The organism is Secundilactobacillus paracollinoides DSM 15502 = JCM 11969, from assembly GCF_001311135.1.
Taxonomy (GTDB): Bacteria; Bacillota; Bacilli; order Lactobacillales; family Lactobacillaceae; genus Secundilactobacillus; species Secundilactobacillus paracollinoides.
The window spans coordinates 1-8,855 of record NZ_BBAG01000085.1; the positions used below are offsets into that span (position 1 = coordinate 1).

9 protein-coding genes and 1 pseudogene are annotated in these 8,855 nt (G+C 40.2%); 2 read left to right on the plus strand and 8 right to left on the minus strand.

The window, feature by feature from the left end; translation table 11 throughout:
* Positions 1–279 precede the first annotated feature (279 nt).
* Both JCM11969_RS15175 and JCM11969_RS15180 read left to right on the plus strand, forming a co-directional pair.
* Positions 280–1,065, plus strand: a complete 786-nt coding sequence (locus JCM11969_RS15175) for a ParA family protein (RefSeq protein ID WP_020923849.1) — start codon at positions 280–282, stop codon at positions 1,063–1,065.
* A 3-nt stretch (positions 1,066–1,068) separates the two neighbouring features.
* A complete protein-coding gene (locus JCM11969_RS15180; protein ID WP_011669001.1) occupies positions 1,069–1,308 on the plus strand; it encodes a hypothetical protein in 240 nt (79 codons plus the stop codon).
* Positions 1,309–2,012: 704 nt separating this feature from the next.
* Here the strand turns inward: JCM11969_RS15180 and JCM11969_RS15190 are convergent.
* From JCM11969_RS15190 to JCM11969_RS19405, 8 genes and pseudogenes are all read right to left on the minus strand, one after another.
* On the minus strand, positions 2,013–2,579 hold the full coding sequence (locus JCM11969_RS15190; protein ID WP_338100915.1) for an N-acetylmuramoyl-L-alanine amidase: 567 nt from the start codon (positions 2,577–2,579) through the stop codon (positions 2,013–2,015).
* A gap of 335 nt (positions 2,580–2,914) precedes the next feature.
* Positions 2,915–3,346 carry a EutP/PduV family microcompartment system protein gene (locus JCM11969_RS15195; RefSeq protein ID WP_054712531.1) on the minus strand — a complete coding sequence of 144 codons (432 nt, stop codon included), beginning with the start codon at positions 3,344–3,346 and terminating at the stop codon, positions 2,915–2,917.
* A 6-nt stretch (positions 3,347–3,352) separates the two neighbouring features.
* Positions 3,353–4,144 carry a DUF4430 domain-containing protein gene (locus JCM11969_RS15200; RefSeq protein WP_054712533.1) on the minus strand — a complete coding sequence of 264 codons (792 nt, stop codon included), beginning with the start codon at positions 4,142–4,144 and terminating at the stop codon, positions 3,353–3,355.
* An 18-nt stretch (positions 4,145–4,162) separates the two neighbouring features.
* Positions 4,163–5,206, minus strand: coding sequence for a fucose-binding lectin II (locus tag JCM11969_RS15205; RefSeq protein ID WP_054712536.1), 1,044 nt, complete (start codon positions 5,204–5,206; stop codon positions 4,163–4,165).
* Positions 5,207–5,226: 20 nt separating this feature from the next.
* Positions 5,227–5,871 carry an ECF transporter S component gene (locus JCM11969_RS15210; protein WP_054712539.1) on the minus strand — a complete coding sequence of 215 codons (645 nt, stop codon included), beginning with the start codon at positions 5,869–5,871 and terminating at the stop codon, positions 5,227–5,229.
* A 112-nt stretch (positions 5,872–5,983) separates the two neighbouring features.
* A pseudogene (locus JCM11969_RS15215) lies at positions 5,984–7,640 on the minus strand (ABC transporter ATP-binding protein).
* Entirely contained in the window at positions 7,628–7,912 is a 285-nt protein-coding gene (locus JCM11969_RS19400; RefSeq protein ID WP_225353338.1) for an energy-coupling factor transporter transmembrane protein EcfT, read from the minus strand. Before JCM11969_RS19400 ends, JCM11969_RS15215 begins: the two are co-directional and overlap by 13 nt.
* A gap of 188 nt (positions 7,913–8,100) precedes the next feature.
* Positions 8,101–8,523, minus strand: coding sequence for an energy-coupling factor transporter transmembrane component T family protein (locus tag JCM11969_RS19405; protein ID WP_225353339.1), 423 nt, complete (start codon positions 8,521–8,523; stop codon positions 8,101–8,103).
* Positions 8,524–8,855 lie beyond the last annotated feature (332 nt).

The window sequence follows — 8,855 nt, forward strand, 5'->3', positions numbered from 1 at the left end:
AGTCGTTAAACAATGATGCCTTTGATGCCTTTGATGCCTTTTTTGTGGCGCTCACCGATTCCAGTCGGTGGGTGTTTTTTTATGTTCTATTTTATGAATTAACCATACCACTATTCAGCTTGTTTATAAACAAAAATCGCAAAAATAACAAAAGTAATTTGTAACAAGTTTCATGTAATTTGATACTTGTAATTTGTATCTTTATATTTACGTTGAATTGCTATGCTCGTTGCATTACAATGACTATGAACTAATAAGTTCAAGTCTGGAGGATCCTGTATGACCACATCGATCACGATAGGAAACTTTAAAGGTGGAGTTGGAAAAACAACAACTTGTGTAACCTTTTCTTATCTATTAAATAAAGCCCATAGAAAAACCTTATTAATTGATTTTGATCCACAAGGAAATGCTAGTGAAATTATAGAAAAAACATTTCCTGTATTCAAACAAAAAAATTCCAAAAGTTTAACTGATGGTATTAAGAATCTGGATTTATCTGAGTCCATTGCACACGTCACAGATTACCTTGATCTGATGCCTAGTGATTGGAGCTTATCTTTGCTTCCTGATATGCTTGAAGATTATAAGAAAAGTGACCGACCACTATTTTTAAAAACTTTGCTAACAAAAATTAGAAATGATTATGATTATATTTTAATAGACGTTCCGCCAACGCTATCAGCATATACAAATAATGCCGTTTTAGCCTCAGATTACGTAATTATGGTTATGCAGACTCAAGAGCAATCTTACTCAAGTTCTTTAAAATTTGTAAGCTATCTTCAAGGGCTTAGAAAAGACTATGACAAATCATTTGATTTGCTTGGCATTATTGCCTATCTGGTTAAAAAAGACGGACCTGTCGATCATGAAGTGTTGAAAGCCGCTAATCAAGCCTTTGGAAAAGCCCTATTTCATGGGAACGTATTTCAAAGAGAACGTGTTAAACGTTTCGGAAAAAGTGGAATTAGAGATGAGGATATGTGGGACAAAAGGGCTTTATATATGTATCAAGTAGTATTAGATGAAGCTCTATCACGAATTAATCTGTTGGAGGGGTAGAATATGCCGGAAAAGAAAAGTCTTTTAGATCAGATTGATGCAGAGAGTCAATTAAAAGATGGCGACTCTCCTTTTAAACGAAAAGAAAAAACAAAACCATTACGAGTTAGAGAATCATTTTACAATGATATTCGAAAAATTGCCTTCGAAGAAAATACAAAAATGGTTGAGATTTTAGATGACATAATAAAGCGTGGGCTTCGAAGCTATAAAAAGAGTCACCCAGATACAGATTACAAGTAACTTGTAATCTGTATCTTGTAACTTGTAATCTGTATCTTGTAACTTGTATCTTGTAATAAGTAACTTACAATTTTAATTTAATCTGAACAAAATACGCTTACGACTCAAATGCAGGCTTTGGAATCCAGCGATGCTAACAAAGAAAAAAGTAAATAATTACGCGCTCTCAGACAACACGTTCACCTTTTAGATGTATACTTGTCCGTTTAAATTAAGCAGAATGCGTTTATATCACGTTATAAAATCAAAATTTTATTAGACAATAAAAAACACCACTCAAATTAATGAGTAGTGCTTTTTGATATGCAATTGGCATAAAGATCTGAATAAATTTCACTAAAAGTATTTATATTTTTTTGGTCTTCGCTTACTTCCCTTTCGTCTGTTTGTAGATTTATAAGAGCTGTGTAGTCATTTGGATCTTGCGCTAAGAGCTTATTATCCTTAATTACTGCATTTTGATCATTTGTAAGAGAATCATTCAAATCACTTAATTTGGTATGCTTATAAAAACTAACGTCCATTTGAGCAGTAAGTAATGGGCCCCCATTGTCTGCATGAAGTTGGTCTTTCTAGTGGAATGTTGTGGTGACACCATTAAAGACCTTTATGGGTTTTTCTGTCCACTAATATGTTCAACTTAAATTTTACAATCTACCGTTTAATAACAGTTTTGGTAGAACTAAATAACCGATAGTTACCAGTTACTTAATTGTTTCATGAGTGATTGCCTCAATATCGTTCTTAACAATCTGATCGAGATGTTGATTAATCTTTTTAAAATCATGTTTATTGGTAATGAAGCCCATTTCAACGAGGCTGTAGTCAATACCACGGCGACGTAATACGTTGCAGTTACGCAAATTAGTTCGATAACTATAACCATGGTAAGCAGGGTTAAGGCCAACGTATTTTTTGATGACGTGGGCCAATCGCCGATCACGTTTTGTAGGGGTCGGTCGATGAATAATGACGTGGCCGCCATGAGCATAAGCACCGCCACCCGCGTCTAAATGAAACATAATGACAGTTGTTTTTTTGCTAATTTTATACGATCCTTTGTGGAAAACCAAAGTGTCCCGGACAATATCGTGTTTGGGATTGTAACAGGTGATCCGACTATTCTTGACTTCTTTGGCATATTTCCGTAGTTGAGGCAAAAATTTTGACTGTAAAAAATGAGCTTCGGTGGTTCCGTTACCATGAGCACCATGAGCACCGGGAGCACCGGGAGCACCGGGAGCACCGGGAGCACCGGCACCATGACCCATTACCAGCAAGTAGTGGTGCTTGGGCTTAACGGACTTGGTAATGTTGGGCTCGGACTTTTTTGGATGCAAAGATGGTTTGCTTAACTGTCAAACCAGCAATTAGGATTGCTGATAGCGTGAGACAGGTGATGACAACGATTCTTAACTTCTTCATAGAATTCTCCTCAGAATTGATGATATATTATTAGTTATACCGCTATCCATTATTATGGGAAATGGGTGATGCAGTAAAAAAGGCGTTAAGTCGCTTCTCCAAAGATCTGAGGAGTGCCGACTTAACGTCTTTTAGCCTGATTAAATTGTTGGTACATGTCACGATTCAACAAAGAATACGATTAGTACTGTTTTAAATAATCCATGAATTCCTTCACGTTGGTTCCCTTGATCGCGGAAACAGTGAAAACTTTTTTAACACCGGCTTCAAGTAACCGTTTCTTGACTAAGTCGATTTGTTGTTGCGTCGCTAAATTAATTTTGGTGACGACACCAATGGATTCCTGCGTAAACATGGTACTAAATCCAGCTGGCAGGACGATTCGCGGGTCAACGGCACTTTGCATTAAAACGACCAGCTTGGCACCGGTGGAAGTTGTTCTCAACCCTGAGTACAATTCCCGATGCTCAACGTATTCACCAGGGGTATCAATGATATTATCGTAAAATTCAATGGCTTGGGTTTTGTTGTAGCGGATGTGCATATCGCCCATTCTTTGAATGAGGGTGGTTTTACCACAACCAATCGCGCCAACGAACATCGCTTTTTTCATGAGTGATCACTCTTTATAACCGTCAACTGAGAAGTACCAGTGAACAGTTTCACCTTTCTTTAGCCGCTTAAGACCAGCTGATTTGTCAACGAATTTATGGTTAACAGAATACATCCAACCACTGCCGGGGCGGACATCGTTCTCTCTTAACCCATTAATTGAACTGACATAAATATCAGGTGTACTGGTGTAAACGAGCTTTAAATGGGTGGCTTTCAAGACGGAAAATGCAGTTGATTTCTTAGTGATGGGCATTTTGCCAGCGTAGAACGTTTTTTTATATCCGGACACTTTTAAATAGACAGTAGTGTGATGTTGGTCAGACTTTCTTGCAACCACTACCCGTTTCTTTTCAGCGGTTCGCTTTTTAGCAGGCGTGTTTTTCTTCGCTGTTGATTGACGAGCCGATCGCGTTGAAGTGGGGGTGCTTTTTTTGGAAGCAGCCGTTGACCGGTTAGTTGGCTTAGTACCAGAATGACCCTTGGCAGCTTGGTGGGACGTTGTGGTCGAATGAGTCGTTGCCTTTGAACTCGGCTTCTTTTTTCTTGCTTGATGGTGTTTTTGACCTTGCTTAGCTGCCTGCTTTTTGGATTGGCTGGCAGTCTGCTTGGATTTATCCGACGACTTCTTAGCCGATTTCGTTGAGGTGGGCTGTTTTTGGCTGGCAGATTTTTTGGAAGCGGATTGACTCTTTTGCGTCGCAACTGGTGTTGAATGGTTGGACATGACTTGACGAACACCGAATGCCAGACCAAACACGAGGGCGACGCCAATTAAAATACCGACAATTTTTTTCATTTTGAAAGTTCCTAACTATTAGTTCAATGTGTAAACAGAATGCTTCTTTTGAGCCTGTTGGTAAGCAGCCGTTGCTAAGTTAACTTGGGCGACACCTAAGAGTTGTGAGTAAGCACCCTTGATCGAACCGGTTTTATTAACGTAACCGAGCATGGCACGCAATGAAGAGGCGGCTTGATTAGCTTTCGTACTGTTGTTAACAAATTTTAGTGTATTCAAGTTGGTTGAAAAGGCAATGACAACTTCAGCGGTTGAGTTGGCATTTGGTGTATTCTTGCCTTGGAAGGTATAACCGTATGAACCAGAAGGATAAACGGCATTCTTTAAGTAGGTTTGGCCCTTGGTGATGGCACCGGTAACGGCACTGCTGTTGGTTTTACCGCGAGTTAACCCGATAACGGCCATTGAAGTCGTATCGCTGTCAACCGTGGCAAGGTTATTACTGTAGCCCCAGCCGTTGTTGCTTTGTTGGGTCTTCACAATGGCATTGCTTAAGCTGGCTTTTGTAAACTTGGCATTGGCTGGCCGTTTAAATGACGAACTAGCCGATAATGCAATTAAAGACTGGCTTTGAACGTTAACCGTTTGTTTGGTCATTGATTGACGGTAAAGTTGGGAAACCAAATTCATAGATTTTTTTGCCCCAGCTGGTTTGAAGTTGGTTGGATTGAGGCCAACTGCTTTCAAGCCCATAATGGCAGTTGCCAAATCAGCAGCGGTACTCTTTGAGTTAACGACCAAATTTTTAGCGACTAAGTTTTTCTGGCCTTTGGTAAATTTGTACCCGTGACCCTTTAAACCAACTAAGAGATCGGAGTAACCAGCTGCGGCACCGTTTGTTTTATAAGCTTTCTTGCTGAAAATATAAGCTGTTTTGCCAGAAAGGCCAGTTCGATTCTTAGCCATCATTTTTTTGGCGTAAGTGTAAAGCGCCTTATTTTTACTCTTTTGGTAACTGGTTGAAGCACTTTTGACAGCAGCTTGAGAAGTAATAGTAGGAGCCATAGCACCAAATGTTAACAGACTTGCAACGGATAACACTAATAATTTGGTTTTCTTCATGAATAATCACACTTTCAAATTTATTTAGATAGTAACTGATACTTCTGAACTAAACGATTAAATAATAGTTCCCATGGTTTGTACAAAAAGGTTAATAACAAAACGTTGGCTCCGGCGTGGAGAGCATCAAACGGTACGCTGGCACCGAATGCTAAAATGAAACTTTTTAAATTGAGCGGATTAACATAGGCTAATGCGTACCAAAGATCCATAATCCAACCGAATAAGAAGCCCCAAACGCCGCCAAAAATAACGACCAAGAGCAGACTTTTCTTAATCCTGGTTTTGCCTAAAAGACCAGCCGTTAATCCCATTAACCCCCAAGCAAGCATTTGCCATGGTGTCCATGGCCCTTGGCCTAAGAACATGTTTGAGACTAAAGCGGTTGTTGATCCGGTGATAAAACCTAATTCGGGTCCCAAGCTGATGCCACCAATAATGATGATAAAGCTGGCAGCTTGAACGCTTGGAATAGCAGCGAGTGGCACCCGACCGGCAACCGCCAACGCAATTAAAATTGCAATGAACATTAATGTTTTGGTTCTGATTGGCTCACGTTCAAAGCGCCAATATGCTGGCAGGATGCTACATAGTAAACACATAAAACTAAATAGCAGATAATGTTTTCCCCGTAATAGAAGTAGCAGCACTAAAAAGGTCATCATTAACAGAACAGCGATTAGCAGCCGATGAACATAGGTTAGATCAAGAAGTTTTTTCAAGCATGACTCACCCCCTTTCAAGTTACTTCCAAAGCTAATTGATATTGGTTAACCCCTAATCATTCGAAGCGTTGTTAAGTTCAATATCCCTTGCCAGCATTGCCTCTGGAACTTGATTTCTGACCAAGCGATTAATTGATGTTGTAAAGAAGAAGTTATGGGTAAAGAAATCTCTTGTTGGTAAAAACGTATTGATGTGGCCGTCAAACATAAAGGCACAGTGATCGGCAAATGTGGCGCAAAAGCCATATCGTGGCTTGCCATAATAATGGTTGTACCGGCTTGTTGCACCTGCTTTAAAATATTGCCAACAAAATTTTTAGTAAATGGATCCAATCCCTTAGTGGTTCATCCAAAATAAGAAGGGTTGGTTTTGCTAATAAAGCAATTGCCAAGCCAAGGAGTTGTTGTTGACCGCCACTGATATCGAATGGATTATGTTTGAGAATCGACTGGAGTTTCAGCTGGTCAACAATCGCGTTAATCCGTGATTGGGGATGATCTAAAGCTAATTCCCTGGCTTGGATAGTTAGTTGCTCATAGACACTTCCGCTTCGAAATTGAAGAGTTGGGATTTGCGATAGAAAGGAAAGGGATTTGATTCGTTGTGGCGTAGGAATCTTCCAAACAACCTTTTGATTAAAATAAACCTTCCCGTGTTGCGGTGTTCGCAATCCAGTTAATAAATTTAACAGCGTCGATTTGCCAGCCCCATTTTTACCGATAATTGCCAGCCAATCTCCTTGATGGACATTTAAATCCAAGTGGTCAACAATATTTTTTTGCCGGTCAAATGAAAACTGAATATTCTTAGCTTTTAAAATGACATTGGCAGGTTGCTGAATTGGTGATTGGGTTAAGGCTGTTGTTGGCTTTAAGTGAATCCGATCCTTGCGAATTGCCCGTTGTCCCGCGGCCACTGAAATTGGCAGGTCGTCGAGATGACGCTTACCAGCCAGAAAGACTTGTGAGACGGGAGGAATAAAGTATCCCAGCCGCTCATCGTTACCCATTAGCTTGATTCCCTCAGTCGGTGGACCGTCAAACGTAATTGTTTGATGTTGAATCAAGAGCATCCGGTTAGCTAGTGAAAGCGCGATACTTAAATGGTGTTCGCTGAGGATGATGGTAATTCCCAGTTCCTCATGGACGCGGCGGAGTACTTCAAAGAAATGCTGAGTGGTGAGCGGATCCAATTGAGAAGTTGGCTCATCCAATAAGATAATTTTAGGTCGAAGAATGAGGACCGATGCCAAGTTGACCAGTTGCAGCTGACCACCGGAAAGTTCACTGATTTGGCGGTCCAGCAATTGATCAAGTCCTAAGTAATTACTTAGTTCAGCGATTCGGCGTTCAATTTCATTACTGGGACAGCCAACGTTTTCTAATGGGAAAGCCAATTCTTCGATAACTGTCGACATGATCGGTTGGGTTTGCGGATTTTGAGCAACGTATCCCACGGTTTGGGCGCTGTCGAGTTGGGAAAGGGTTTTGATGGGCTTACCATTAATTAAGACGTCACCAGTCGTTTCCCCAGCTGGAATGAGTTCTTTTTTCAGGTGGTTGAGCAGGGTGGTTTTGCCGCTTCCAGTATCGCCGGCAATGACAATAAAGTCGCCATGATTAACGGTAAGGTTGATATCTTTTAAAACTGGCTGTTGTTGAGCTGGATAAGTGAACGTCAAATCTTGAATTTGAATTAATTGGTCCATAAATGGTAGACCCCCTCAGCGATTAATGGTAGTAACGTAAAGCTACCCAATAGAACCATTGGATAAAGGTCGCCAGTGAAAAGGATGGTGTTGAAATCGGCAACCGAATTCGTCCAGCCCATTGCGTTGATCCTTACAAACAATAATAACGCAAAAGCAGCCGTGGTACCCATCAGAAAGAACCAGTCGGTTGGGTTAAAACGATAGGAACGGTAATGAGTTCGCTTGGCGGCCCCGAAGCCACGGGCATCCATCAGATTGGCAGTTTCCATCGCGGATGATAAGGAATCTTCAAGCAAAATTTGAAACAGACTTAATATTTTTTTTAGCCGGGTTGGTAATGATCCAGTGGTGGTATCGAGATTTCGAGTCTTTTGTAAAAGTAACAGCTGACCAAATCGTTTGATTAAATCTCTGACTAGATTAAACGAAATTGTGACCAGTAGTGCGAGCTTTGGTGTTATTGGCGCAAAACATAAATTAATTTATTGGCCGTTAAAATGGTGTTTAACAAGGCGAACGTCATTAACATCTCGGTTAACATGATTCCCATCGTGATGCCGTAGAGGAGTGCCGGATAGGATAACTTAAATGTGAAAAAGCCGGTTGACACTTTCCATAGAAAGGGTGAAAACTTTTGATTAAGTAAGACGTTAAAAAAGACAATCATGAAAAATAAGACGCCGTTGAATTTGAGCTGTTGCCAAGCAGCGTGTCTGCCAAGATAGAAAACATTGATGATCATCAAAGAAACAATTCCTGTCAACGCCACGGCAACGTGATTGAACAGCATTGTCAGAACAATTAATTCACCAAAAAAGATGGTGGCAATGATGGGATGCAGTTGAAAAAAGAAAGTCATTTTGATTGGTATTTGGCGCATGGCAGAAACCTCTTTCACAGTCTAGTAAGCCCTTACAATTATAACATCAAATGAGTTGGAATAAATGGCTTTATGGTGTGCGGTTCGCCTGTTATGTTGGAAACAGCGATGAATGAGCAAAATGAGGTTTTTAATTTCTTTTGTTAAATACTTTAATTATTCAGTAAAGATTAAAACACAAAAAGGCTCCCATTTTAATACTAGGATCCTTTTATTTTAGGCAGTCTTAATGCCTGTGCTATAATTAATTGATCGCACCTCACACACCTCTTATCTTTTGATAATGTGGCCCAAGTAGGGACTTTTTTAGTATACCAATTTCTACTTCACAT